Source organism: Rhodanobacter sp. FDAARGOS 1247, assembly GCF_016889805.1.
Classification (GTDB): domain Bacteria; phylum Pseudomonadota; class Gammaproteobacteria; order Xanthomonadales; family Rhodanobacteraceae; genus Rhodanobacter.
In genome coordinates this window covers 85,952-108,878 of the sequence record NZ_CP069535.1, presented here as the reverse complement: position 1 = coordinate 108,878, position 22,927 = coordinate 85,952, and the positions used below count along the sequence as shown (strand labels likewise).

21 protein-coding genes are annotated in these 22,927 nt (G+C 68.3%); 11 read left to right on the top strand and 10 right to left on the bottom strand.

The window, feature by feature from the left end; all coding sequences use genetic code 11:
* Window positions 1-6: 6 nt before the first annotated feature.
* Both ntrC and I6J77_RS00510 read right to left on the bottom strand, forming a co-directional pair.
* The gene (gene ntrC, locus I6J77_RS00515; RefSeq protein ID WP_204110132.1) at window positions 7-1,389 is read right to left on the bottom strand and encodes a nitrogen regulation protein NR(I); all 1,383 of its coding nucleotides are present in this window, start codon (window positions 1,387-1,389) and stop codon (window positions 7-9) included.
* A gap of 291 nt (window positions 1,390-1,680) precedes the next feature.
* A complete protein-coding gene (locus I6J77_RS00510) occupies window positions 1,681-2,688 on the bottom strand; it encodes a nitrogen regulation protein NR(II) (RefSeq protein WP_204110131.1) in 1,008 nt (335 codons plus the stop codon).
* Window positions 2,689-2,807: 119 nt separating this feature from the next.
* Here I6J77_RS00510 and I6J77_RS00505 point away from each other — a divergent pair, with 119 nt between their 5' ends.
* Window positions 2,808-2,972 carry a hypothetical protein gene (locus I6J77_RS00505; protein ID WP_239309103.1) on the top strand — a complete coding sequence of 55 codons (165 nt, stop codon included), beginning with the start codon at window positions 2,808-2,810 and terminating at the stop codon, window positions 2,970-2,972.
* Window positions 2,973-2,989: 17 nt separating this feature from the next.
* Here the strand turns inward: I6J77_RS00505 and ygiD are convergent, their stop codons facing one another.
* Window positions 2,990-3,757 carry a 4,5-DOPA dioxygenase extradiol gene (gene ygiD, locus I6J77_RS00500; protein WP_204110130.1) on the bottom strand — a complete coding sequence of 256 codons (768 nt, stop codon included), beginning with the start codon at window positions 3,755-3,757 and terminating at the stop codon, window positions 2,990-2,992.
* Window positions 3,758-3,902: 145 nt separating this feature from the next.
* On the opposite strand from ygiD, the gene I6J77_RS00495 reads away from it, so the two are divergent.
* Window positions 3,903-4,514, top strand: coding sequence for an NAD(P)-dependent oxidoreductase (locus tag I6J77_RS00495; RefSeq protein ID WP_204110129.1), 612 nt, complete (start codon window positions 3,903-3,905; stop codon window positions 4,512-4,514).
* Between the two features lie 111 nt (window positions 4,515-4,625).
* On the opposite strand, the gene glnA is transcribed toward I6J77_RS00495, so the two are convergent.
* The 5 genes from glnA to I6J77_RS00470 form a co-directional block, all read right to left on the bottom strand.
* A complete protein-coding gene (gene glnA / locus I6J77_RS00490; RefSeq protein ID WP_056714849.1) occupies window positions 4,626-6,035 on the bottom strand; it encodes a type I glutamate--ammonia ligase in 1,410 nt (469 codons plus the stop codon).
* Between the two features lie 185 nt (window positions 6,036-6,220).
* A complete protein-coding gene (locus I6J77_RS00485; RefSeq protein ID WP_056763010.1) occupies window positions 6,221-7,543 on the bottom strand; it encodes an ammonium transporter in 1,323 nt (440 codons plus the stop codon).
* 22 nt (window positions 7,544-7,565) lie between these two features.
* A complete protein-coding gene (locus tag I6J77_RS00480; protein ID WP_056763009.1) occupies window positions 7,566-7,904 on the bottom strand; it encodes a P-II family nitrogen regulator in 339 nt (112 codons plus the stop codon).
* Between the two features lie 22 nt (window positions 7,905-7,926).
* Window positions 7,927-8,667 (bottom strand): TorF family putative porin, encoded by a 741-nt coding sequence (locus I6J77_RS00475; protein WP_304627167.1) that lies wholly within the window; start codon window positions 8,665-8,667, stop codon window positions 7,927-7,929.
* 4 nt (window positions 8,668-8,671) lie between these two features.
* Window positions 8,672-8,854, bottom strand: coding sequence for a hypothetical protein (locus I6J77_RS00470; RefSeq protein WP_204110128.1), 183 nt, complete (start codon window positions 8,852-8,854; stop codon window positions 8,672-8,674).
* Window positions 8,855-9,016: 162 nt separating this feature from the next.
* Between I6J77_RS00470 and I6J77_RS00465 the strand changes: the two genes are divergently transcribed.
* Window positions 9,017-9,814, top strand: a complete 798-nt coding sequence (locus I6J77_RS00465; protein ID WP_204110127.1) for an undecaprenyl-diphosphate phosphatase — start codon at window positions 9,017-9,019, stop codon at window positions 9,812-9,814.
* Between the two features lie 19 nt (window positions 9,815-9,833).
* Here I6J77_RS00465 and I6J77_RS00460 read toward each other — a convergent pair whose 3' ends face one another.
* A complete protein-coding gene (locus tag I6J77_RS00460; RefSeq protein ID WP_204110126.1) occupies window positions 9,834-10,796 on the bottom strand; it encodes a LysR family transcriptional regulator in 963 nt (320 codons plus the stop codon).
* 143 nt (window positions 10,797-10,939) lie between these two features.
* Between I6J77_RS00460 and I6J77_RS00455 the strand changes: the two genes are divergently transcribed.
* The 4 genes from I6J77_RS00455 to I6J77_RS00440 all read left to right on the top strand — a co-directional run bounded on the left by I6J77_RS00455 (window position 10,940) and on the right by I6J77_RS00440 (window position 17,867).
* On the top strand, window positions 10,940-12,181 hold the full coding sequence (locus I6J77_RS00455; RefSeq protein WP_204110125.1) for an efflux RND transporter periplasmic adaptor subunit: 1,242 nt from the start codon (window positions 10,940-10,942) through the stop codon (window positions 12,179-12,181).
* Window positions 12,182-12,379: 198 nt separating this feature from the next.
* Window positions 12,380-15,571 (top strand): efflux RND transporter permease subunit, encoded by a 3,192-nt coding sequence (locus I6J77_RS00450; protein WP_204110124.1) that lies wholly within the window; start codon window positions 12,380-12,382, stop codon window positions 15,569-15,571.
* Between the two features lie 116 nt (window positions 15,572-15,687).
* Window positions 15,688-17,130 carry an efflux transporter outer membrane subunit gene (locus I6J77_RS00445; RefSeq protein WP_204110123.1) on the top strand — a complete coding sequence of 481 codons (1,443 nt, stop codon included), beginning with the start codon at window positions 15,688-15,690 and terminating at the stop codon, window positions 17,128-17,130.
* Complete coding sequence (locus tag I6J77_RS00440; RefSeq protein ID WP_204110122.1) at window positions 17,127-17,867, top strand: SDR family oxidoreductase; 741 nt, start codon at window positions 17,127-17,129, stop codon at window positions 17,865-17,867. The genes I6J77_RS00445 and I6J77_RS00440 overlap by 4 nt, the downstream gene beginning before the upstream one ends.
* 233 nt (window positions 17,868-18,100) lie before the next feature.
* Here the strand turns inward: I6J77_RS00440 and I6J77_RS00435 are convergent, their stop codons facing one another.
* Window positions 18,101-18,598: a DUF4440 domain-containing protein gene (locus tag I6J77_RS00435; RefSeq protein WP_239309101.1), complete on the bottom strand. Its 498-nt coding sequence runs from the start codon at window positions 18,596-18,598 to the stop codon at window positions 18,101-18,103.
* Between the two features lie 277 nt (window positions 18,599-18,875).
* Between I6J77_RS00435 and I6J77_RS00430 the strand changes: the two genes are divergently transcribed.
* The 4 genes from I6J77_RS00430 (at window position 18,876) to I6J77_RS00415 (ending at window position 22,826) form a co-directional block, all read left to right on the top strand.
* Window positions 18,876-20,075: a M23 family metallopeptidase gene (locus I6J77_RS00430; protein WP_204110121.1), complete on the top strand. Its 1,200-nt coding sequence runs from the start codon at window positions 18,876-18,878 to the stop codon at window positions 20,073-20,075.
* Between the two features lie 178 nt (window positions 20,076-20,253).
* Window positions 20,254-21,336, top strand: coding sequence for a sensor histidine kinase (locus I6J77_RS00425; RefSeq protein WP_204110120.1), 1,083 nt, complete (start codon window positions 20,254-20,256; stop codon window positions 21,334-21,336).
* Window positions 21,333-22,088 (top strand): LytTR family DNA-binding domain-containing protein, encoded by a 756-nt coding sequence (locus I6J77_RS00420; protein ID WP_204110119.1) that lies wholly within the window; start codon window positions 21,333-21,335, stop codon window positions 22,086-22,088. The genes I6J77_RS00425 and I6J77_RS00420 overlap by 4 nt, the downstream gene beginning before the upstream one ends.
* Window positions 22,089-22,199: 111 nt before the next feature.
* Window positions 22,200-22,826, top strand: coding sequence for a hypothetical protein (locus I6J77_RS00415; protein WP_239309099.1), 627 nt, complete (start codon window positions 22,200-22,202; stop codon window positions 22,824-22,826).
* Window positions 22,827-22,927: the final 101 nt, after the last annotated feature.

Here is a 22,927-nt window from a genome sequence, read left to right as displayed (position 1 = left end):
TTCGGCTCACCGCCGCCGCGTACGCGAAGCCCCCAGCTTGCGGGTCAGCGTATTGCGGCCCACGCCCAGCGCCTGGGCGGCGTTCTGCCGATGGCCTTCGTGCGCCTGCAGCGCGGCCTGCAGCAGGATCTGGTCGAGCGCCTCGCGGGCGCGGGCATGGATGTCCGCCTCGCCGTCGGCCAGCGCCTGCGTGGCCCACTCGCGCAGCGCGTCGGTCCATTCGCCGCCGCGGCTGCCGCCTTCCGTCGTGCCCAGGTCGGCCGGCAGGATTTCGCTGCCCGGCGCGATCACCGCCAGCCGGCGGCACAGGTTTTCCAGCTCGCGCACGTTGCCCGGGTAGTCGCGCTGGGCGACCTGCTTCAGCGCCGCCTTCGAGAAGCGCTTCGGCGGCAGCTTCAACTCCTGCGCAGTGGCGGCCAGGAAGTGCTGGGCCAGCAGCGCGATGTCGCCGCGACGGGTGCGCAGGGGCGGCAGCTCGATGCGCACCACGTCGAGCCGGTGCATCAGGTCGGCGCGGAACGCACCGGCGGCGACACGCGCTGCGAGATCCTGGTGGGTGGCCGCGACGATGCGCACGTTGCAGCGGATCAGCTCGCGCCCGCCCACCCGATAGAACTCGCCGCCGGCCAGCACGCGCAGCAGGCGCGTCTGCAGCACCAGCGGCATGTCGCCGATCTCGTCGAGGAACAGCGTGCCGCCCTCGGCCTGCTCGAAGCGGCCGGCGACGCGACGGGTGGCGCCGGTGAATGCGCCGGCCTCGTGGCCGAACAGTTCGCTCTCCAGCAGCTCGCTGGGAATCGCCGCGGTGTTCAACGCCACGAAGGCCTGGTCGCGGCGCGCGCTTTCCTCGTGCAGCGCGCGGGCCACCAGTTCCTTGCCGGTGCCGGTTTCGCCGGTGACCAGCACGTTGAGGTCGCTGGCGGCGACGCGGCCGATCAGCCGGAACACCTCGCGCATCGGCGCGCTCTCGCCCAGCAGCGCATGACCGGCTGCGAGCGTATGCACGGCAGCCGCTGTGGGCGCCGCCACGCTGGCCAGCGCGCGCTGCACCGAGGCCGCCGCGTGATCGAGGTCGAACGGCTTGGCCAGGTAGTCGACCGCGCCGGCGCGATACGCCGCCGCCGTGGTGGCCACGTCGGTGTACGCGCTCATCACGATCACCGGACCGATGCCTTGCGCCTGCAGTTCGCCGAGCAGGCTCAGGCCGTCCTCGCCCGGCATGCGCACGTCGGTGAGCAGCAGCGCGGGACGTGCCGTCTGCAGCGCCGCGCGTACCGCGGCCACCTCGCCGAACTCGCGCACCGCCAGGCCCGCGTCGCGCAAGGCCTCGGCCAGCACGAAACGCACGCCGCGGTCGTCGTCGAGGATCCAGATGTCGGTGGTGGTCATGCGCGTGTTCCGCTTGGCTCCTCCCCCTGCTCGCAGGGGGAGGTTGGGAGGGGGTTGCTCGGGCGGGCGAGGAAGATCAAGAGCTGACCCCACCCCAACCCTCCCCTGCTGAGCAGGGGAGGGAGCAGAGCACGTGCGTCAGCCGTGCAGCGAGTCCGCTGTGCTCCTCCCCCTGCGTGGCAGGGGGAGGTTGGGAGGGGGTCGCTCGGGTGGGTGAGGAAGATCAAGAGCTGACCCCACCCCAACCCTCCCCTGCTGCGCAGGGGAGGGAGCGGAGCACGTGCGCGCGGGTCAGTCATGGGCGCGCTCCAGCGGCAGGTACAGCGAGAACACGGTGTGGCCGGGGCGGCTGGCGCAGCGCAGTTCGCCGCCGTGTTCGTGGGCGATCTCGCGCGACAGCGCCAGGCCCAGGCCGGTACCGTCGGCGCGGCCGGAGACCAGCGGCTGGAACAGGGTGTCGCGCAGCGCCGCGGGCACGCCGGCGCCGTCGTCGATCACGTCCACGCGCAAGGCCATGCGCAGCATCCGCTCGCCCACGCGCAGGCCGTGTTCGATCCGCGTGCGCAAGGTCAGCGTCTGCGCGCCGGCTTCCGTCGCGTTGCGGGCCAGGTTCAACAGCAGCTGCTGCAGGCGATCGGCGTCGCCCAACAGGTCGGGCACGCTGGGGTCGTAGTCGTGACACAGCCGTGGCGGCGCGGGTTCCGCCTGCAGCAGGTCGCACAGGCGTTCCAGCAAGCGATGGATGTTGACCGGGCCGAGCTGGGGCGCGCCGTCGTGATGCAGCAGGCGATTGGCCAGCACGCCGAGTCGGTCGGCCTCGTCGATGATCAGCCCGGCCAGCGCGCGCAGGTCGTCGCTGTCGACCCGGCGCTGCAGCAGCTGCGCCGCACCGCGCAGGCCGGCCAGCGGATTCTTCACCTCGTGGGCGAAGCCGCGCAGGGTGGCCGACAGCGGCGAACTGCTCGCCGGGGGTTCGGCCAGCGCGTGCACTTCCAGCAACAGACCGTCATCGAACGGCTGCAGGGCGATGTCCGCGCTGAGCTGGCGTCCGCTGGCCGCCGCCAGCGACACCCCGCGCCACTGCGCCGGCCGCTGTTCGGTCAGCACCCGCGCCGCCTGCGCCACCGCACCGTCGTCGCCCAGCAACACGCCAAGCGGTTGTCCGAGCGGACTGCGCAAGCCCAGTTCCAGCCATTCGGTCAGCGCCGGATTGACCCAGCTCAGGCGCAGCTCCGCGTCGACCAGCACCAGCCCGGTCGCCATCTGCTCCGCCCACGTCCGCCACGCCAGTTCGTTCATTGCACCATTATGGACAATGTTCCGCTTTGGTGCAATGCCGTTGATCAGGGCGCGTCGCCTTCACCTGCGAAGGATCACCGTGGAGTAGCTTTCGGCGATCGACTCGGGGGACCCGAACCATGAACGAGAAGCCCACACCTGCCACCGAATCCCTGCCCGGCAACCTGCAGGACCTGCTGCCGCAACTGGAAGCGCTGTACACCGACATCCACGCGCACCCCGAGCTCTCGATGCAGGAGACCCGCACCGCGCGGGCGTGGCTGGCGAACGAGGCCGGCGACTGATCCCTGCGGCGGACGACTCAGCCGAACTGCACGCTCAGCATCGAGATCGAGCCGCCGTCCATGCCTTCGACCGGGAATGTCACCGCGTCGCCCTCGTCGCTGGCGCCGAGCACGTACAGCAGCGGCAGGTAATGGTCCGGCGTAGGGATCGACAGTTCGGCATCGCGGCCCAGCGCGGGGTAATCCACCAGCGCATGATGGTCGCCCTGCAGCATCAGCTCGCGCGCCTTCGCCTCGAAGCGCAGCGCCCAGTCGAACGGCTCGGCCGGATGCCGGCCCCACGCATAGGCGTGCAGGTTGTGCACCACGTCGCCACTGCCGATCAGCAGGATGCCTTCGTCGCGCAGCGGTCGCAGCAATCGGCCCAGGCCGTAGTGGAACGCCGGCGGCTGCGACTCGTCGATGGACAGCTGCACCACCGGCACGTCGGCGTCGGGATAGACATGGCGCAGCACCGACCAGGTGCCGTGGTCCAGCCCCCATGAGCGATCCTCCTCCACGTCCAGCGGCTGCAGCAGTTCGCGCACGCGATGCACCAGGTCGAGGTCGCCCGGCGCCGGGTACTGCACCTCGAACAGCTCGCGCGGGAAGCCGCCGAAGTCGTGGATCGTGCGCGGCCTGGCCATCGCGGTGAGCAAGGTGGCCGGCAGATACCAGTGCGCCGACACCGACAGCACCGCGCGCGGGCGCGGCAGGCGCCGGCCGATCGCGGCCCAGCCGCGGCTCCAGTCGTTCTCGTGCAACGCATTCATCGGATTGCCGTGGCCGAAGAAGATGGTCGGCATCCGGGGCGAACTATTCCGGTCTGGCATTGCGGCGTCCACCTGTGTCCGTCATCCACGCATTGCTTACATTGGCGGCGTTAGTCTCGCGTGATCATCGACGCGGCGCCATCGGCAAACCGCGCGTGGCCGGCACAGGAACACCATCATGAACATCGTCCTGCTTGGCGTCAGCGGACGCGTCGGCTCGCGCCTGCTGGCCGAACTGCTGCGCCGTGGCCATCGCGTCACCGGCATCGCCCGCGACACCGGCAAGCTGGCCGGCCAGCCGGGTCTGGTGTTGAAGAACGCCGACGCCGGCCAGCCCGCGCAACTGGTGCCGCTGCTGGCCGGCCACGACGCGGTGATCAGTGCGCTGAAGTTCGCCAGCACCGACGCTGCCGCGTTGCTCGCCGCGGTGAAGCAGGCCGGGGTCACGCGGCTGCTGGTAGTCGGCGGCGCCGCCACGCTGGAGGTGGCGCCGGGCCACATGCTGCTCGACGCGCCCGGCTTTCCCGCGGCGTATCGGCCGGAGGCCGAAGGCGGCCGCCGCTTCCTCGATGCCTTGCGCGGCGAGCACGAACTCGACTGGACCTTCCTGTCGCCGTCGGCCGAATTCGTCCCCGGCGAGCGCACCGGCAAGTTCCGCCTCGGCACCGACCCGTTGCTCAGCGATGCGAACGGCAAGAGCTGGATCTCGATGGAGGACTATGCGATCGCCCTCGTCGATGAACTGGAAACCCCGAAGCACTCGCGGCGACGCTTCACGGTGGGCTACTGATCGCTCGACTCCGGCGTCGCGAGGCTCGGGCGGCCAGTCGCGGACAGCCGCATCGTTTCCAAAAAAAACGGGCGCCGCAGCGCCCGCTTTTTCGACACTCGCCAGCCTCGCTCAGAGCGAGTAGTACATCTGGAATTCCAGCGGATGGGTGCTGGCGCGGTACTTGGTGACTTCCTTCATCTTCACCTCGATGTAGGCGTCGATGAAGTCGTCGGTGAACACGCCGCCGGCCTTCAGGAACTCGCGATCCTTGTCCAGCGCTTCCAGCGCGGCGTCGAGGCTGGAGCAGACCTGCGGGATGTTCTTCTCCTCTTCCGGCGGCAGGTCGTAGAGGTCCTTGTCGGCCGGCGCGCCCGGGTCGATCTTGTTGATGATGCCGTCCAGGCCGGCCATCATCAGCGCGGTGAACACCAGGTAGCCGGAGTTCATCGGATCGGGGAAGCGCACCTCGATGCGGCGACCCTTGGGGCTGGCCACGTACGGGATGCGGCAGCTCGCCGAGCGGTTGCGCGCCGAGTACGCCAGCATCACCGGCGCCTCGAAGCCCGGCACCAGGCGCTTGTAGCTGTTGGTGGTGGAGTTGGCGAACGCGTTGATCGCGCGGGCGTGCTTGAAGATGCCGCCGATGTACCACAGCGCGGTCTGGCTGAGGCCGCCGTAGAGATCGCCGGCGAACAGGTTCTCGCCGTTCTTCGCCAGCGACTGGTGCACGTGCATGCCGCTGCCGTTGTCGCCGACCAGCGGCTTGGGCATGAAGGTGACGGTCTTGCCGTTCTGGTGCGCCACGTTCTTGATGACGTACTTCATCGTCATCAGTTCGTCGGCCTTCTTCACCAGCGTGTTGAACTTCACGCCGATCTCGCACTGGCCCGCGTTCGCCACTTCGTGGTGGTGCACTTCGACGGTCTGGCCCAGCGATTCGAGCACCTTGCACATGTCCGCGCGCAGGTCGCCCAGCGAGTCGACCGGGCTGACCGGGAAGTAGCCGCCCTTCACGCCCGGACGGTGGCCGGTGTTGCTGCCGTCGTACTTGTAGCGCGACGACCACGCCGCTTCTTCCGAACCGATCTCGTAGAACACGCGGCCCGGGTCGTTCTGCCAGCGCACCGAGTCGAAGATGAAGAACTCGGGCTCGGGGCCGAAGAACGCGGTGTCGGCGATGCCGGTGGATTTCAGGAACGCCTCGCCGCGCTTGGCGATCGAGCGCGGGTCGCGGCCGTAGGCCTGCATCGTCGACGGCTCCAGCACGTCGCAGTGCAGGATCAGCTGCACGTGCGCACTGAACGGGTCGAGGTGGGCGGTGTCCGGATCGGGCAGCAGGATCATGTCCGACTCGTTGATGCCCTTCCAGCCGGTGATCGAGGAACCGTCGAACATCTTGCCGTCCTCGAACGTCGATTCGTCGATCGCGTGGGCCGGGAAGGTGACGTGGTGGTGCACGCCGAGCATGTCGGCGAAACGGAAGTCGACGAACTCGACCTCGTGTTCCTGGATCAGGTCGAGCACTTTGTTGGCGGACATGGAGCAACCTCGGCGATGGATGATGGACGGGTTTGAGCAAGCCCCGTGCCAATGGCCGGAATCCTTGCGGGACAAGGCCTGGCGGGCTTTCCTGGTATTCCGGGCGCAGCCGGATGCCGCGTATTGGTGCAACGGCCTTGGGCTGTTGCACCAATACTGACACTCATCCGGGCCGGCCGGCCAGCTCAGACATCGTAGGCGCTTTCGCCGTGGGTGGTGATGTCCAGCCCCTCGCGCTCGGCATCGCCGGGGACGCGCAGGCCGAACACAGCCTTGACCGCGAACCAGGCCAGTATCGAGACCAGCCCGCTCCACGCCACGGTGATGCCCACGCCCAACGCCTGCACGCCGAGCTGGTGGGCGATCGAAAAGCCCGCCGCGCCGGTGCCGCCCAGCGCCGGTGCGGTGAACACGCCGGTCAGCAGCGCGCCCACGATGCCGCCGATGCCGTGCACGCCGAACACGTCCAGCGCGTCGTCCGCCCGCAACAGGCGCTTCAGCCCGGTGACGCCCCACACGCAGCAGACACTGGCCAGCGCCCCGATCACGATCGCACCCATCGGACCCACCGTGCCGCAGGCCGGGGTGATGCCGACCAGGCCGGCCACCGCGCCGGAGGCGCCGCCGACCATCGAGGCGTGGCCGCGCATGATCGCCTCCACCGCCAGCCACGCCAGCACCGCCGCCGCCGCGGCCAGCAAGGTATTGATGAAGGCCAGCGCCGCGCCCGCGTTCGCTTCCAGGTTGGAGCCGGCGTTGAAGCCGAACCAGCCCACCCACAGCAGCGCCGCGCCGATCATGGTGAAGGTCACGTTGTGCGGCTTCATCGGCTCGCGGCCGAAACCCAGTCGCGGGCCGACCAGGTAGGCGCCGACCAGACCGGCCACGCCCGCGTTGATGTGCACCACCGTGCCGCCGGCAAAGTCCAGCGCGCCCTTCGCAAACAGGTAGCCGTCCGGTCCGTACCAGACCATGTGCGCGATCGGCAGGTAGGCGAAGGTGAACCAGATCGCCGCGAACAGCAGCACCGCGCGAAAACGCATGCGCTCGGCGAACGAACCCACGATCAGCGCACCGGTGATGCCGGCGAAGGTGGCCTGGAACGCCACGAACACGTATTCCGGCAAGGCCACGCCCGCGCTGAAGGTGGCGGCCAGCGTGTCCTTCGTGACGCCGTGCAGGAACAGCTTGTCGAAGTTGCCGATCAGCGCGCCGCCGCCGCTGAACGCGAGGCTGTAGCCGTAGGCCACCCACAACAGCAGCAGCAGCGAGAACACCGTCATCACCTGCATCAGCACCGACAGCACGTTCTTCGAACGCACCAGGCCGCCGTAGAACAGCGCCAGCCCCGGCACGGTCATCAGCAGGACCAGCAAGGTGGAGGTGAGCATCCACGCCACGTCGCCCTTGTCGACCACCGGCACGGCGGCCTCGGCATGCAGCATCGGCGCGAGCAGGGCCAGCACCAGGCCCGCGGCGAGGGCGCGGGGGAACTTGATCTCTTTCATGGAAAACCTCACGCGGTGCGGGTCAGAGGGCATCGGCGTCGAGCTCGCCGGTGCGGATGCGGATCACCTGGTCAACGCCGGTGACGAAGACCTTGCCGTCGCCGACGTTGCCGGTGCGCGCGGCCTGCTGGATTTCCTCCAGCACCGCGTCGAGCAGTTCGTCGGGCACCACCACCTCGACCTTGAGCTTGGGCAGGAAGTCGACGACGTATTCGGCACCCCGATACAGCTCGGTGTGACCCTTCTGGCGGCCGAAGCCGCGGACCTCGGTCACCGTGATGCCCGACACGCCGGCGCGCGCCAGCGCATCGCGGACCTCGTCGAGCTTGTACGGACGGATGATGCTGGTGATCAGTTTCATGGACAGCTCCGGGTGGAGGGATTCAGAACGACCGGGCCAGGCTCAGCACCGTGGTGGCGCGGCCCAGGTAATGGCCGCGTGCGTTGGTGTAGACGGAGCGGCGTGCATTGGTGTCGTAGTAGCCCAGCGCCAGCGACCAGTGGCCGGCGAAATTGCGCGTCACGCCCAGCTTCCAGTCGCTGTACGAGGCGCCGGGCACGTTCTGCACCTGCTGGTGGCCGGCATGCGCGTTGAGCTGCCAGCCCGGCGCGAACTCCTGGTTCCACGACAGGTCCACGTAGCCGCTGTGCTCGCTGTCGGCATAGCCGAACAGGTTGGTGAGTGCGTGGGAGTACTTCAGCGACAGGCTTTTCCAGGCGAGTGCGGCGTACAGCTCGCTGGTGTTCGGCAGGGTGTAGCCCGCCGGGTAGCTGCCCGGGTACTGGTAGCGGTACGCACCGAGGTCGACGCTCCAGTCACCGCCGAGGTTGCCGCGCCAGCCGCCGTAGAGATCCAGCTCCACGCTGCTAGACACCGGCGCGGCCGTGGTCGAGCCATCGGACAGCCAGCTCACATTGCTGCCCCAGCCACCGACGTACCAGCCGCTGGCGTGATCGAACTCCGCGCCCGCCTGCAGCGCAGGCTTGCGGTCGGTCTGCGAGATGCCGCGGAACAGGTAGTCGCTGACCACGCCGGCATTGCCGACCCACTGGCTGGCCGGCGCCATGGCCGACGCCATGCACGACGCGGCGAAGAACCGCACTGCCATTCCGTATCGCTTCATGAACTCATCCCCTTGCGCTGGTGGCTTGCGGCAGATGGACGTCCAGACGTCCATACATCTTCATCGGGTCGCGCTGCGCATGACCCTCAAGCCGCTTCAGCAAGCCGCGTGCCAGCGGGCGCAGGCCTTGCTGCAGCCCGATCCCGGCTGCAGCCGGGCCGCCGCCATGGAGCATTCGCAGGAGCATTCGCACCAGTCGCACGCGCGGCCCTGCGGGCTTTGCACCGTTCCAGTGCGCGGTCCGTTCGATGCCGATGCCCCCTGGCCGCACGCCACCACGGGGGCAAAACCCGTAAGCTATGGCGCCTGCTGCCAGCCGGCGCACTCCATCCACGCAACGGACTTACCCGTGATCGATCTGCTCCACGTCATCCTGCTCGGCATCATCGAAGGCATCACCGAATTCCTGCCGATCTCCTCGACCGGCCACCTGCTGATCGCGGAGAAGTTCGGGCTGGGCGCCCGCTCGGACCTGTTCAACATCGGCATCCAGGCCGGCGCGATCCTGGCGGTGACGCTGATCTACTGGAAGCGCATCTGGCAGCTGCTGACGCAATGGCGCGATCCGGTCAACCGCGACTACCTGCTGAAGCTGGCCGTCGCCTTCGCGATCACCGCCGTGCTCGGCTTCATCGCGGTGAAGCTGGGTTTCAAGCTGCCGGAGAAGGTGACCCCGATCGCGTGGGCGCTGGTGGTCGGCGGCCTGTGGATGATCGCCGCCGAGCGGCTGGCCGAGCGCCAGCCCGACCGCAGCGAGGTGACCTGGCGGGTGGCGATCCTGGTCGGCATCGCGCAGATGATCGCCGGCATCTTCCCCGGCACCTCGCGTTCGGCGGCGACGATCTTCGCGGCGATGCTGTTCGGCACCAGCAACCGCGCCGCGGCCACCGAGTTCGCCTTCCTTGTCGGCATTCCCACCATGTACGCAGCCACCGGCTACGAACTGCTGAAGGTGGTCAAGGACGGCGGCGCGGTGCACGAGGACTGGACCGCCCTGCTGGTCGGCTTCGTGGTCTCGGCCATCGTGGCCTTCATCGCGGTGAAGTGGCTGCTCGGCTACATCCGCGCGCACACCTTCACCCCGTTCGCGATCTACCGCATCGCGTTCGGCGCGGCCCTGCTGTTGCTGGTGCCCGCCGGAGCCTGAGGCCCCGGCGCGATCGTTCCTACGCCGCTTCGACCAGCGCTTCCTTGCGCAGCGGCTTCGGCATGGCCTTCGGCGCTCCGGCCGTGCACTGGTTGGTGCGGTCGAACAGCTCGCGCACCCACTCGATGAAGGCCTGCACCCGGGCGGACAGGTGCTTCTTCTGCGGGTAGACGATCCACACCGGCTTGCCGGTCGACCGGGTGTCGGTCATCACCAGTTCGAGCATGCCCTTGTCCAGCATGCAAGCCGCCATCATGCGCGGCATCTGGGTGATGCCCATGCCGGCCGCCACCGCCTGCAGCACCGATTCGCCGTCGTTGATCAGCATGTGCGCGTCGATGTCCACGCTCATCTGTCCGCCCGGCGTGTCGAACTGCCACTGGCGCGGACGGCCGTTCGGGTAGACGTAGTTGATGCAGCGGTGGTCCTTCAGGTCCTCGATGCTGCGCGGCGCGCCGTGTTTGCGCAAATACTCGGGCGAGGCGCACACGACGTTGCTGAGGTAGCCGATCTTGCGTGCGATCAGGCTGGAATCCTCCAGCTCGCCGACACGAATGGCGCAATCCAGGCCCTCGCCATTGAGATCCGCCGGCGAGTCGCTCATCGACAGCTCCAGCCGGATGTCCGGGTAGCGCTGCTCGAACTCGGTCAGCCGCGGGATCACCGCGGCGCGGCCTACCGACAGCGAGATGCCCACCCGCAGCTTGCCGGTCGGCTTGCTGTTGGCAAAGTTCAGCGCCTCGGTGGCTTCGGCCAGATCAGCGAGGATCTCCTTGCAACGTGCGTGGAACGAGGCCCCATCGTCGGTCAGGCGCAGGGACCGGGTGGAGCGGAACAGCAGCCGGGCGCCAAGCTGGGTTTCCAGCCGGGAAACCGCCCGGCTGACGCCGGAAGGGGTCATGCCCAGCTGGCTGGCGGCGGCGGCGAAACTCTTGGCTTCGACCACGCGGACGAAGGTCGATATGGCGGAAAAGTCTTCCATTGCTTCAATTCCTCGTCGATTCGTGACTGGGACGCACGAGTGTAATGCGCAAGAACCGGGTTTTCTATACCGGGAAGTACACCTATTCTCTCGACCCTCGCCGGGAATCCCCTGCCCGGTCACCAAGGTTCTGGGAGCGCAAGATGAAAAAACAATGGATGCTGGTCCCCCTGATCGCCGTTACCGTGCTGGGCAGCTGGGTGCTGCTGCACGGCACCGACAGCCAGGCACAAACCCCCGCTGGCGGTCCGCCGCCCGAAGTCACCGTGGCCCAGGCGCTGACCCGCAAGGTCAGTGACAGCGCCGATTTCACCGGCCGGCTGGAAGCAGTCAACACGGTGCAGGTGCAGCCGCGGGTCGGCGGCTTCGTCGAGTCGGTGCACTTCCAGGAAGGCGCACTGGTGCACAAGGGCGACGTGCTGTTCCAGCTCGACGCCCGCCCGTACCAGGCCGAAGTCGACCGGCTGGTCGCCAACCAGGCGCAGGCGAAGGCCGAACTGAACCTGGCGCAGACCAACCAGCGCCGCGCCGAAATGCTGCTGGCCCAGCACGCGATCGCGAAGCAGGAAGCCGATCGTCAGGACACCACCGCGCAAAGCGCGCGGGCCCAGCTCGGTGCGGCCACCGCCGCCCTGGCCGCGGCGCGGTTGAACCTGGACTTCACCAAGGTGCGCTCGCCGATCGACGGCCGCGTCAGCAACGCCCGCGTCACTCCCGGCAACCTGGTCACCAGCAACGACGTGCTGACCAGCGTGGTCTCGGTAAACCCGGTCTATGTCTACTTCGACGTCGACGAGCAGACCTGGCTGAAGCTCGACCACCTGCGCGCCAGCGCGAAGCAGGCGGGCCACAACGCGCGGATCGAGGCGGCGATGGGCCTGGCCGACGAATCCGGTTACCCGCATGAGGGCCGCCTCGACTTCGTCGACAACCAGCTGCACACCGGCTCCGGCACGATGCGCCTGCGCGCGGTGTTCGACAACGCCGACGGCCTGTACACGCCGGGCCTGTATGCCCGCGTGCAGCTGCAGAGCGGCCAGGCGAAGCCGCGCGTGCTGGTGGATGACCGCGCCATCGGCACCGACCTCGGCAACCAGTTCGTCTACGTGGTCGACAAGGAGCACAAGGTGCAATACCGCAAGGTGGACACCGGTGCCTTGTTCCACGGCCTGCGCGTGATCGACAGCGGCGTGCAGCCGAGCGACCTGGTGGTGGTCAACGGCCTGCAGCGCGTGCGCCCCGGCGTCGAGGTCAATCCGCAGAAGGTGGCGATGAGCTACCGGCTGGAAGCGGCGGACAAGGCCCTGGTCGAGCGTGACGCCGCCGCACCGAAACAGGACGTGGAGCTGGCCGCCGCGGCTGCGCCGAAACGACCGCAAGGCTGACGATGCGCTCCCTCCCCTGCGACCGAAGGAAGTCCCCTTGCGGGACGTGCAGGGGAGGGTTGGGGAGGGGTGAAGCCCTCCAGCCAGCCAAGAAGCCAAGAGCAAAAGCGTTACCCCCTCCCCACCTCCCCCTGCGCTGCAGGGGGAGGAGCAAAAGAAGACCGAAGCCGCAACACGGCTTCGTCGAGGACTCTTTGCATGAAAAACATCGCCCAATTCTTCGTCGACCGGCCGATCATGGCCGCCGTGCTGTCGTTGCTGTTCGTGATCACCGGCTCCATCGCGGTGTTCCAGCTGCCGATCAGCGAATACCCCGAAGTGGTGCCGCCCACCGTGGTGGTGCGTGCCGCCTATCCCGGCGCGAACCCCAAGGTGATCGCCGAAACCGTCGCCACGCCGCTGGAGGAACAGATCAACGGCGTGGAGGGCATGCTGTACACCTCCTCGCAGGCGACCAGTGACGGCGCGCTCACCCTGACCGTGACGTTCGCGCTGGGCACCGACCTCAACACCGCCCAGGTCGACGTGCAGAACCGCGTGGCGCAGGCGCTGCCGAAGCTGCCCGAGGAAGTGCAGCGACTCGGCGTGACCACGCAGAAGAGTTCGCCCGACCTCACCATGGTGGTGCATCTCACCTCGCCCGACCAGCGTTACGACATGCTGTACCTGTCGAACTACGCGCGCCTGCACGTGAAGGACGTGCTGGGCCGGCTCGACGGCGTCGGCGACGTGCAGATCTTCGGCGCCGGCGAATACTCGATGCGCGTGTGGCTGGACCCGCAGAAGCTGGCGCAGCGCTCGCTCACCACCGGTGACGTGATCAACGCGATCCGCGAGCAGAACGTGCAGGTCGCCGCCGGCGCGCTGAACGCGCCGCCCGGCCCGTCCAATTCCGCCTTCCAGCTCAACATCAACACGCGCGGCCGGCTGGTCAGCGAGGACGACTTCCGCAACATCATCGTGCGCACCGACGCGAACGGTGGCGTCACCCACCTGAGCGACGTGGCCAAGATCGATCTGGGCTCGAACAACTACGCGCTGCGCAGCCTGCTCGACAACAAGCCCGCCGTGGCGCTGCCGATCTTCGCGCGGCCCGGCTCGAACGCGATCCAGATCTCCGACGAAGTGCGCACCACCATGGCGCAGCTGAAGAAGGAGTTCCCGCAGGGAGTGGATTACTCGATCGTCTACGACCCGACCGTGTTCGTGCGTGGCTCGATCGAGGCGGTGGCGCACACGCTGCTGGAAGCGATCCTGCTGGTGGTGCTGGTGGTGATCCTGTTCCTGCAGACCTGGCGCGCCTCGATCATCCCGCTGGTGGCGGTGCCGGTGTCGCTGATCGGCACGTTCGCGGTGATGTACCTGGCCGGCTTTTCGCTCAACGCGCTGAGTCTGTTCGGACTGGTGCTGGCGATCGGCATCGTGGTCGATGACGCGATCGTGGTGGTGGAGAACGTCGAGCGGCATATCGAACTCGGCGAAACGCCGCGCAACGCGACACGCAAGGCGATGCATGAAGTCACCGGCCCGATCGTGGCCACCGCGCTGGTGCTGTGCGCGGTGTTCATCCCGACCGCCTTCGTCAGCGGCCTGACCGGCCAGTTCTATCGCCAGTTCGCGCTGACCATCGCGATCTCCACGGTGATCTCCGCGTTCAACTCGCTGACCCTGAGCCCGGCGCTGGCCGCCGTGCTGCTGAAGGGCCACGACGCGCCGAAGGACCGTCTCACCCTCGGCATCGATCGCGCCTTCGGCTGGCTGTTCCGTCCGTTCAACCGCATCTTCCATCGCGGTTCGGAGCGCTACGTGGGCGGCGTCAAGCGCATCGTCGGCAAGGGCAAGCTGGCATTGGTGATCTACGCCGGCCTGATCGCGCTGACCTGGTTTGGCTTCTCGCACGTGCCGACCGGTTTCGTGCCGGGCCAGGACAAGCAGTACCTGGTGGCGTTCGCGCAACTGCCCGACGCGGCCTCGCTCGACCGCTCCGAGGACGTGATCCAGCGGATGGGCGCGATCGCGCTGAAGCAGCCGGGCGTGGAGCACGCCGTGGCCTTCCCCGGCCTGTCAATCAACGGCTTCACCAACTCGACCAACTCCGGCATCGTGTTCGTCACGCTGAAGCCGTTCGAGGAACGCCGCGACGCTTCGCTGTCGGCCGGTGCGATCGCCGGCGCGCTGAACCAGAAGTTCGCCTCGATCCAGGACGCGTACATCGCGGTGTTCCCGCCGCCGCCGGTGATGGGCCTGGGCACGATCGGCGGCTTCCGCCTGCAGATCGAGGATCGCAGCGACCGCGGTTTCGACGAGCTGTACAAGCAGACGCAGAACCTGATCGCGGCCAGCCGCAAGGATCCGGCACTGGCCGGGCTGTTCTCCAGCTTCCAGGTCAGCGTGCCCCAGGTGGACGCCGACGTGAACCGCGAGAAGGCCAAGGCCGAAGGCGTGAACCTGGGCGACGTGTACCAGACCATGCAGGCGTACATGGGCTCGCTCTACGTCAACGACTTCAACCGTTTCGGCCGCACCTACCAGGTCAATGTATCGGCCGACCCGGCGTTCCGCCACACGCCGCAGGACATCCTGCAGCTGAAGACGCGCAACGCGCAGGGCCAGATGGTGCCGCTGGGCTCGTTCGTCACCGTGCAGCAGGGCGCCGGCCCGGACCGCGTGCAGCATTACAACGGCTACGCCACCGCCGAGATCAACGGTGGCCCGGCGCCGGGCTACAGCTCGGGCCAGGCGCAGGCGGCGATGGAGAAGCTGGCCAAGGACAACCTGCCGAACGGCTTCAGCTTCGAGTGGACCGAGCTGACCTACCAGCAGATCCTGGCCGGCAACACCGCGATCCTGGTATTCCCGTTGTGCGTGCTGCTGGTGTTCCTGGTGCTGTCCTCGCTGTACGAGAGCTGGTCGCTGCCGCTGGCGGTGATCCTGATCGTGCCGATGGTGCTGCTGTCCGCGATCGCCGGCGTGTGGCTCAGCGGTGGCGACAACAACATCTTCACCCAGATCGGCTTGATCGTCCTGGTCGGACTGGCGTGCAAGAACGCGATCCTGATCGTGGAGTTCGCCCGCGAACGCCAGCATGAAGGCATGAGCCGCCACGAGGCGGTGCTGGAAGCGGCCAAGCTGCGACTGCGCCCGATCCTGATGACCTCGTTCGCCTTCATCATGGGCGTGGTGCCGCTGGTCACCTCGCACGGCGCCGGTGCCGAGATGCGTCACGCGATGGGCGTGGCGGTGTTCGCCGGCATGCTGGGCGTCACCATCTTCGGCCTGATCTACACGCCGCTGTTCTACGTCCTGATTCGCGCCCTGGTCGAACGCCGCGAGGCGCGCGCGGCCGAACGCGCCGCGGCGCATGCGCTGCCGGCGCTGGAGAACCACTGATGAAAACCTTCATTCACAACCCCATGCGGGAAACTTCCACTCGTCATCCCAGCGAAAGCTGGGATCCAGGGACTTTCGCGACGCCCCGAAGGCACTGGATTCCTGCTTTCGCAGGAATGACGGTGGTAGTTCGCAGCACACTGCTGGCCGCCGCCCTCGCACTGGCCGGCTGCGCCAGCGTCGGCCCGAACTATCGCGCCGAGAAAGTCACCGCGCCGCAACTGCAGGGCCTCGACGCCGCCCAGGAAAGCAACGCAGCGTTCCAGGCCACGTGGTGGAAGCAGTTCAACGATCCGACGCTGGATGCCCTGATCCAGCGCGCGGCGGCGAACAACCTCGACCTGCGCATCGCGGTGGCGCGGTTGCAGGAATCGCGGGCGCTGCTCAGCGGCGCCAAGTCCGACCGCCTGCCGACCATCGACACCGGCGTGAACTACACCCGCAGCCGCGGCCAGCAACCGGGCTTCAGCGACCAGCGCAGCACCACCACGACCTACCAGGCCGGCTTCGACGCGTCGTGGGAGCTGGACCTGTTCGGCGGCGTGCGTCGCTCGGTGGAAGCGGCCGGCGCCGATCTCGGCGCGAGCGAGGCCGCGTTGCACGATGCCCAGGTCAGCCTGCTGGCCGAGGTCGCGCGCAATTATTTCGAACTGCGCGGCAGCCAGCTGCGGCTGGACATCGCCCGCCGCGACATCGACAACCAGCGCCAGACCGTGCACCTGACCGAAGTGCGCCAGCAGGTCGGCACCGGCGCGGAGCAGGATGTGGCCAGCGCGAAGGCCAGGCTCAGCGCGGTGCAGGCGCAACTGCCGTTGCTGCAGACCCAGGCCAGCGCCAGCGAATACCGCCTCGCCGTGCTGCTGGGCGAGCGCCCGGGCGAGCTGGACATCGACGTGTCGCCGAAGAGCTTCACCCCAATCGCCACGACCTTGCCGATCGGCGACGCCGGCGACGTGCTGTCGCGCCGTCCGGACGTCCAGATGGCCGAACGCGAGTACGCCGCCGCCACCGCGCGGATCGGCGTGGCCAAGGCGGATTTCTTTCCGCACATCTCGCTGGGTGGCTTCCTCGGCTTCCTGTCCGGGCGCAGCAACGACTTCGGCAGCCCGTCGACGCGGGCCTGGTCGCTGGCGCCCAGCATCAGCTGGTCCGGCCTCAACGTGCAGCGCGTGCGCGCGAACCTGCACGCCAGCGAAGCACGCGCCGACGCGGCGCAGGCGAACTACCAGCGCAGTGTGCTGGAGGCGATCGAGGACATCGACAACGCGATCACCGGCTTCAACCAGCAGCGCATCCGCGTCGACCACCTGATCGAGCAGGCCACGCAGAGCAAGCGCGCCGCCGACCTGGCCCGCGTGCGCTACCAGGAAGGCGCCACCGGCTTCCTCGAACTGCTCGACGCCGAGCGCACCGAGCTCGCCGCCGAAGACGACCTGGCCCAGGCCGAGGCGGCGATCAACACCCGCGCCGTGGCCTTGTACAAGTCGCTGGGCGGCGGCTGGCAGGCCTGCGGCGACGAGCAGTGCAGCGCCGTGGCCAAGGGCGACGCGGCCCCATGAGCCGGCCCGCCCGACGCGTCCCGACGGCGCCCGCGACCACGCCGGTCTACCGCGTGGCGCTGGTCAGCGGCGCCAATCGCGGCCTGGGCTTCGAGGTCGCGCGCCAGCTCAGCGAGCGCGGCATGACCGTGCTGCTGGGCGCGCGCGATCTCGACAAGGGCCTGCATGCGGCGCGCAAGCTCGCCGGCGCAGCCGGCGAGGTGATCGCGGTGCAGCTCGACGTCACCCAGCAGGATCAGATCGACACGCTGGCGCGCTGGATCGAGATCACCTATGGCCGGCTCGACGTGCTGGTCAACAACGCCGGTGCCCACTATGACCCCGCGGTGCGACCGGCCACCGCCGACATTGCCGCGGCGCGCGACGCGATGGACATCCATCTGTTCGGCAGCTGGCGGCTGTCCAGCGCGATGCTGCCGCTGATGCGCCGGCACGGTTACGGCCGCATCGTCAACGTTTCCAGCGGCTGCGGCGCCAGCACCACCGACAGCGCCAACTGCCCGGCCTATCGGGTCTCCAAGTCGGCGCTGAATGCGTATACGCGTGTGCTGGCGAGCGAACTCGACGGCAGCGGCATCCAGGTCAACGCGGTCTGCCCCGGCTGGGTCGCCACCGACATGGGCGGCCCCGGCGGACGCCCCGTCGCCGACGGCGCGGCAGGCATCGTGTGGGCCGCCTGCCTGCCCGCGCCACTCACCGGCGGCTTCTATCGCGACCGCCAGCGCATCGCCTGGTGAGGCCGGGCACGTCGACTTGCCTGCTCCCGCTGCCGCGGCCATCCATGGCCACTCCCGCGTAGGCCTGCTTGCGCGGACGGAGCAGGCCCAAGGTTCGATGCCTGTCCCGCCGTTCGCCCGGCACCCAGGTGCGCAGCACCGAAGTCGAACGGCATCGACCCTCCACGCTCGATGGAACGGCGACGCATTCCACCGGTGAGCAGCTTCCATCTTCGGCGGGCAGACTCCCTGCGCTAGCCGGCAGCAGCCGCGCTGTGCTGGGAATACAGCGCGTGCCAGCGCCCGTCCACGTAGACGAAGACGTCGGACGAACGCACACCGCTGGCCGCGCCCTGCTTCGGGTCGTGGAAGGTGAGGATCGCGGTGTCGCCGTGGATCACCACGTCCTGGCCCGACGGGTGCGTCTTCAGCCACGCCTCGACCTTGCGCCGCTCCTCGTCATTGCCACGGTTCCTGGCGGCGTGCGCCATGATCGCGGCCTTCGCATGCACCGTGCCGTCGGCACTGATCGAGCGGTACTCGGGCAGCAGCAGGTCGTCGAGCCAGACGGTGTCGCCACCGAGCTCGGCTTCCAGCCAGTGCTGGTCGACCGCGATCACCGCTGCCCTCGAATGTTCTGCCTCTGCGCTGCCTGTCGCGGTGGCGACGGTCGCCGCAATGGTCCAGTTCACGGCCAGCGCCAGCACGGCGGTGCACGCCACGGCCACGGAAAACCTGCGTTGTTTGTGCATTGCTGCGACCCTCTGTGCGCGGACGACATGCCGCCAGACCAATGTGGGGCACGTGCGCATGCGCCGCATCGTCGAGGTGACGAAGGCGCGTCATGCGGTGACAGGCGGATGAAACGAGGCACCCGGCGGTCATGGCATTGCACGGAACGCCGCCCGTACCGCCGCCGTACCGCTTGTCATCGCCAAGGCGCCGGTCGTCACGGTATCGGCGACAACGACATCGGCCGCTGTCACCCTGCTCGACTCCCGCGGCGGCGTCATGACCAGGAACGTAGCCATGCAACCTCCCCTTGCGACAAACGCCTGGCTGGCCCTGGTGCTGATCGCGGCCTGCGCCATCGCTTCCCGCGCACACGGCGCCCCGGTTGGCGATGGGCTGGACCTGACGATTCCGCTACCGCCCACACCGGTGCGCGTGGAAGGTCATGGGCAGCTCGACTATGAGGTGTTGCTGGCCAATCACTCCGACAAGCGCATCACGCTCGAGGAATTTGTCGTGCGCGACGGGCGCGACGGACGGCTCATCGCGAAACTGTCGGGCAAGACGCTGGATCAGCACATCGCTCGCTTCGGCGCGGTGCCAGCGCCCGCATCGGATCCGGAATCTTCGCTGCCAGTCGCAGGAACATTGATCGAGCCCGGCCAGCAGGTGGTGCTGTTCATCGATGTTTCCCTGCCGGGACACCAAGGCATCGATACCCTCCGTCACCGCGTGGGCTATCGCGTTGCCGGGGCAAACGGCACATTTCGGAGCAGCGGCGCTCCACTGGCATTGCCGCGGACCAGACCATCGCTGCTGGCGCCACCGCTGCGCGGCGGGCCGTGGGCCGCGTTCCACGACGCGGACTGGCCACGCGGCCACCGGCGCGTGTTCTACCGCGTCGACGGCCACGCCCGTCTGCCCGGCCGCTTCGCCATCGACTGGGTGAAGCTGGACGAACACGGCCGCTTCGCCACCGGCGACGCCGACCTGGCACAGGCATGGTACGGCCACGGCGCCGACGTGCTGGCGGTGGCGGATGCACGCGTGGCGGCGGTGCGAGACGGCATGGGCGAACCGTCGCGCATCTCGCAGCGCACTCATCACGCCCCCGAGGACGATGCGGGCAACTACGTGGCCCTGCAGCTTGCCGACGGCCGCTACGCGTTCTACGAGCACCTGCGCAAGGGTAGCATCCGCGTCGCCGTGGGCGAACGCGTGCGTACGGGCCAGGTCATCGCAGCGCTGGGCTTCTCCGGCGAATCCACCGGCCCGCACCTGCACTTTCATGTCGCCGACGCGAGCTCTCCGCTGGGCGGCGAAGGCCTGCCGTTCGAAATTCGCAGGTTCGAACGGCTGGGCCGCTACGACGACATCGCCCGGCTGGGCAAGCCGTGGCGGCCCGCCGACGGCGACATCGTCCGGCACCACGAATGGCCCGGCAGCAACACGGTGGTGAGGTTCGCTGATGATCCGGCGCCTGACAGCGGACGATGAATCCCGCCGACTCCACGGCACCAGCACCCCGCAGGTCACCGCGGCGATGCCGCTGTCATCGCGACGCGCGATAGGGCGCGCTGCACGCGTCGATCGTCCAGCACTGTTCCATCCCGCGCCACGGCGGCACACTGCCGTTCTGACGTGTCACCCATCGACTGACGCGCGGGAGCATCGCATGAGGCACGAGTCCACCCATTGGAAGAAACACGCGCTGGCGTTCGCCTTCTGGACCGGACTGGCGCTGTCCTATGCGCTGAGCGGCGGGCTGTCCTCGATCAGCGAGGGCTATCCGCCGAGCTGGCTGCGCGCGCTCAGCTGGAACCTTTCCAACTTCTGGTTGTGGATGGCGCTGGTGCCGCTGGTCGCCTGGCTGGGGCGGCATACCGCCACGCACGGCTGGCGCCGCTTCCTCGCCGTGCAGGTGCCGGCCAGCCTGGGCGTGGCGCTGCTGCAACTGCTCGCCCACCTGGTGCTGTTCTGGAACCTCAGCGGCCCGGGCCGGATGGAGGTGCACACGCTGGGCGCGTACATCCGTATGGAGTTCGCCTACAGCTTCCACCTGGCCGTGCTCACCTACTGGGTGATCCTGGTAGTGCTGCGCGGGATGGAATCACGCCGCCACCTGCGCGACGAGCGGCTGCGCCGCACGCAGCTGGAGACGCAGCTGGCACAGGCGCAATTGCAGGCGCTGCGCATGCAGCTGCAGCCGCACTTCCTGTTCAACACGCTCAACGCGATCTCCGCGCTGGCGCTGGCCGATCCGCTGCAGGCGCGACTGATGATCGCCCGCTTGAGCGACTTCCTGCGGCTCACCCTGGAGGAGCGCCACGCGCCGCAGGTGCCGCTGTCGCGCGAGCTGGAATTCCTCACCTGCTACCTCGGCATCCAGCAGGTGCGTTTCCAGGACCGGCTCAGCACCGAGCTCGACGTGGACGACGACACGCTGGCCGCCGCGGTGCCGAACCTGATCCTGCAACCGCTGGTGGAGAACGCGTTGCGCCACGGGCTGCAGGACAAGCCCGGCGCCGGCGTCCTGCGCATTTCCACCCGACGCGACGGCGACCAGCTGCAACTGCGCGTCGACGACGACGGCCTCGGCCTGTCGCCGGCGGGCACGGCCGAAGGCATCGGCCTGGGCAACACGCGCTCGCGCCTGCGCATGCTGTTCGGCGAGGCGGCGCAGCTCGAGCTCAGCGCGATCGCCGGCGGCGGCACCCGCGCCGAAGTGCGCCTGCCCTACGTCGAGCACGCCGCATGAGCACGCCGCGCCTGCGCACCGTGCTGGTCGACGACGAAGTGCTGGCGCGCCTCGCCCTGCGCCAGGCGCTGGCCAGCCACGACGAAGTGGAAATCGTCGGCGAATGCGGCAACGCCGCCGAGGCGATGCAGGCCGTGCGCGTGCTGCGTCCCGACCTGCTGTTCCTCGACATCCAGATGCCCGGCATGGACGGCTTCGAACTGCTCGACGAACTCGCCCCCGACCGCCTGCCGCTGGTGGTGTTCGCCACCGCCTTCGCCGAACACGCGCTGCGCGCGTTCGACGCGATGGCGCTCGATTACGTGCTCAAGCCGATCGAACAGGCCCGCTTCGACCAGGCGATGGCGCGCGTCAACCAGCACTGGCAAGGCCTGCACGCCACCGCCGGCCCGGCGCTCGAAAGCGCGGCCGCCGGGGGCTACGCGCAACGCCTCAGCGTGCGCCACGGCGAACATATCCGCGTCCTCGCCATCGACGACATCGACTGGATCCGCGCCGACGGCAACTACCTGCACATCCACGTCGGCCCCGTCCGCTACCTGCACCGCGACACCTTGCGCCACGTGCTGGCGCAACTCGACCCCGCCCAGTTCCTGCGCATCCACCGCGGCACCCTGGTCAACCTGGCGCGGGTTCGCGAGGTGCATCCGATGTTCAAGGGTGGGGCAGAGGTGGTGCTGCATGACGGGACGAGGCTGGATCTGAGTCGACGGTTCCGGGCCGGGGCGCGGTCGGTGTTGGGGTTGCGCTGAGCCGTGGATTCGCCGTGCGTCAAGCGAGGAACCCTTAGGCACACGGGCACGCAAACTTCGCTGGAGAGGCTTCCCTCGCGATGCCTTTTGGCTGCGCCGGGAGGGCGCTGCATGACATCCGATATGACATCCTCCGTGATGACTTCGACTACCGAGGTGATGGAAGTGATGGTATGGAAGCTCCAAAGCGGCTCCGTCAATGACTATGCGCCATTGGTCTCTGCCAGCGACAAGGACATCGCATCGGGAATGTTCGACACCTCCGGCGCCAGCCTCTCCTGGTCAAGAAAGCCCAAGGTCGAAGTGTTCATCGAGCCTGGAAAGAAGAAGCCCAAGCCGCTGGCGGACGTCAGTGCGCTGACTCCCGGCGCGTTGGTCATGAACAACAAGGCGAAGCTCGTGCTCGAACCCTTCCTGTCGCGCTTCGGGCAGTTCCTGGAGATGGACTGCGCGGGCGAGCCGCGTTGGTTCTACAACGTGACCAACCTCATTCCCTGCATCGACGAGGCTCGCTCGGCCAAGCGCCCGAGCGGCTCGATCGCGAAAGAAGGATTCTTCGATGACAAGATCCCGATCGACGCGGCCGTGTTCAAGGACCCGCTGACCGCGGCGGCTGTTCTCTATGTCAACGAAGCGGGCAAGGCTGCGCTGGAAGCCATCATTACCAAAGCTGCGATCGTGGGCATGGCCCTTGTCGAACTCGGCCCACCGCCCAAGAAGCCTCGTCCGAGATTCTGAGCGGAACGGCACCTGCAACCCTGAGCGGGCGCCGCTGCATCCTCTCGCCCCCTTCTTCGCCGTTTTCCCTTCGGCTTTCATGGACGACGGGACATTGTCTC

What these genes read in the sequence shown, in the direction of transcription:
- ntrC (WP_204110132.1), bottom strand. Translation starts at nt 1,389, where the DNA reads ATGACCACCACCGACATCTGGATCCTCGACGACGACCGCGGCGTGCGT.
- I6J77_RS00510 (WP_204110131.1), bottom strand. Translation starts at nt 2,688, where the DNA reads ATGAACGAACTGGCGTGGCGGACGTGGGCGGAGCAGATGGCGACCGGG.
- I6J77_RS00505 (WP_239309103.1), top strand. Translation starts at nt 2,808, where the DNA reads ATGAACGAGAAGCCCACACCTGCCACCGAATCCCTGCCCGGCAACCTG.
- ygiD (WP_204110130.1), bottom strand. Translation starts at nt 3,757, where the DNA reads ATGCCGACCATCTTCTTCGGCCACGGCAATCCGATGAATGCGTTGCAC.
- I6J77_RS00495 (WP_204110129.1), top strand. Translation starts at nt 3,903, where the DNA reads ATGAACATCGTCCTGCTTGGCGTCAGCGGACGCGTCGGCTCGCGCCTG.
- glnA (WP_056714849.1), bottom strand. Translation starts at nt 6,035, where the DNA reads ATGTCCGCCAACAAAGTGCTCGACCTGATCCAGGAACACGAGGTCGAG.
- I6J77_RS00485 (WP_056763010.1), bottom strand. Translation starts at nt 7,543, where the DNA reads ATGAAAGAGATCAAGTTCCCCCGCGCCCTCGCCGCGGGCCTGGTGCTG.
- I6J77_RS00480 (WP_056763009.1), bottom strand. Translation starts at nt 7,904, where the DNA reads ATGAAACTGATCACCAGCATCATCCGTCCGTACAAGCTCGACGAGGTC.
- I6J77_RS00475 (WP_304627167.1), bottom strand. Translation starts at nt 8,667, where the DNA reads ATGAAGCGATACGGAATGGCAGTGCGGTTCTTCGCCGCGTCGTGCATG.
- I6J77_RS00470 (WP_204110128.1), bottom strand. Translation starts at nt 8,854, where the DNA reads ATGCTCCTGCGAATGCTCCATGGCGGCGGCCCGGCTGCAGCCGGGATC.
- I6J77_RS00460 (WP_204110126.1), bottom strand. Translation starts at nt 10,796, where the DNA reads ATGGAAGACTTTTCCGCCATATCGACCTTCGTCCGCGTGGTCGAAGCC.
- I6J77_RS00455 (WP_204110125.1), top strand. Translation starts at nt 10,940, where the DNA reads ATGAAAAAACAATGGATGCTGGTCCCCCTGATCGCCGTTACCGTGCTG.
- I6J77_RS00450 (WP_204110124.1), top strand. Translation starts at nt 12,380, where the DNA reads ATGAAAAACATCGCCCAATTCTTCGTCGACCGGCCGATCATGGCCGCC.
- I6J77_RS00445 (WP_204110123.1), top strand. Translation starts at nt 15,688, where the DNA reads ATGACGGTGGTAGTTCGCAGCACACTGCTGGCCGCCGCCCTCGCACTG.
- I6J77_RS00440 (WP_204110122.1), top strand. Translation starts at nt 17,127, where the DNA reads ATGAGCCGGCCCGCCCGACGCGTCCCGACGGCGCCCGCGACCACGCCG.
- I6J77_RS00435 (WP_239309101.1), bottom strand. Translation starts at nt 18,598, where the DNA reads ATGCACAAACAACGCAGGTTTTCCGTGGCCGTGGCGTGCACCGCCGTG.
- I6J77_RS00430 (WP_204110121.1), top strand. Translation starts at nt 18,876, where the DNA reads ATGCAACCTCCCCTTGCGACAAACGCCTGGCTGGCCCTGGTGCTGATC.
- I6J77_RS00425 (WP_204110120.1), top strand. Translation starts at nt 20,254, where the DNA reads ATGAGGCACGAGTCCACCCATTGGAAGAAACACGCGCTGGCGTTCGCC.
- I6J77_RS00420 (WP_204110119.1), top strand. Translation starts at nt 21,333, where the DNA reads ATGAGCACGCCGCGCCTGCGCACCGTGCTGGTCGACGACGAAGTGCTG.
- I6J77_RS00415 (WP_239309099.1), top strand. Translation starts at nt 22,200, where the DNA reads ATGACATCCGATATGACATCCTCCGTGATGACTTCGACTACCGAGGTG.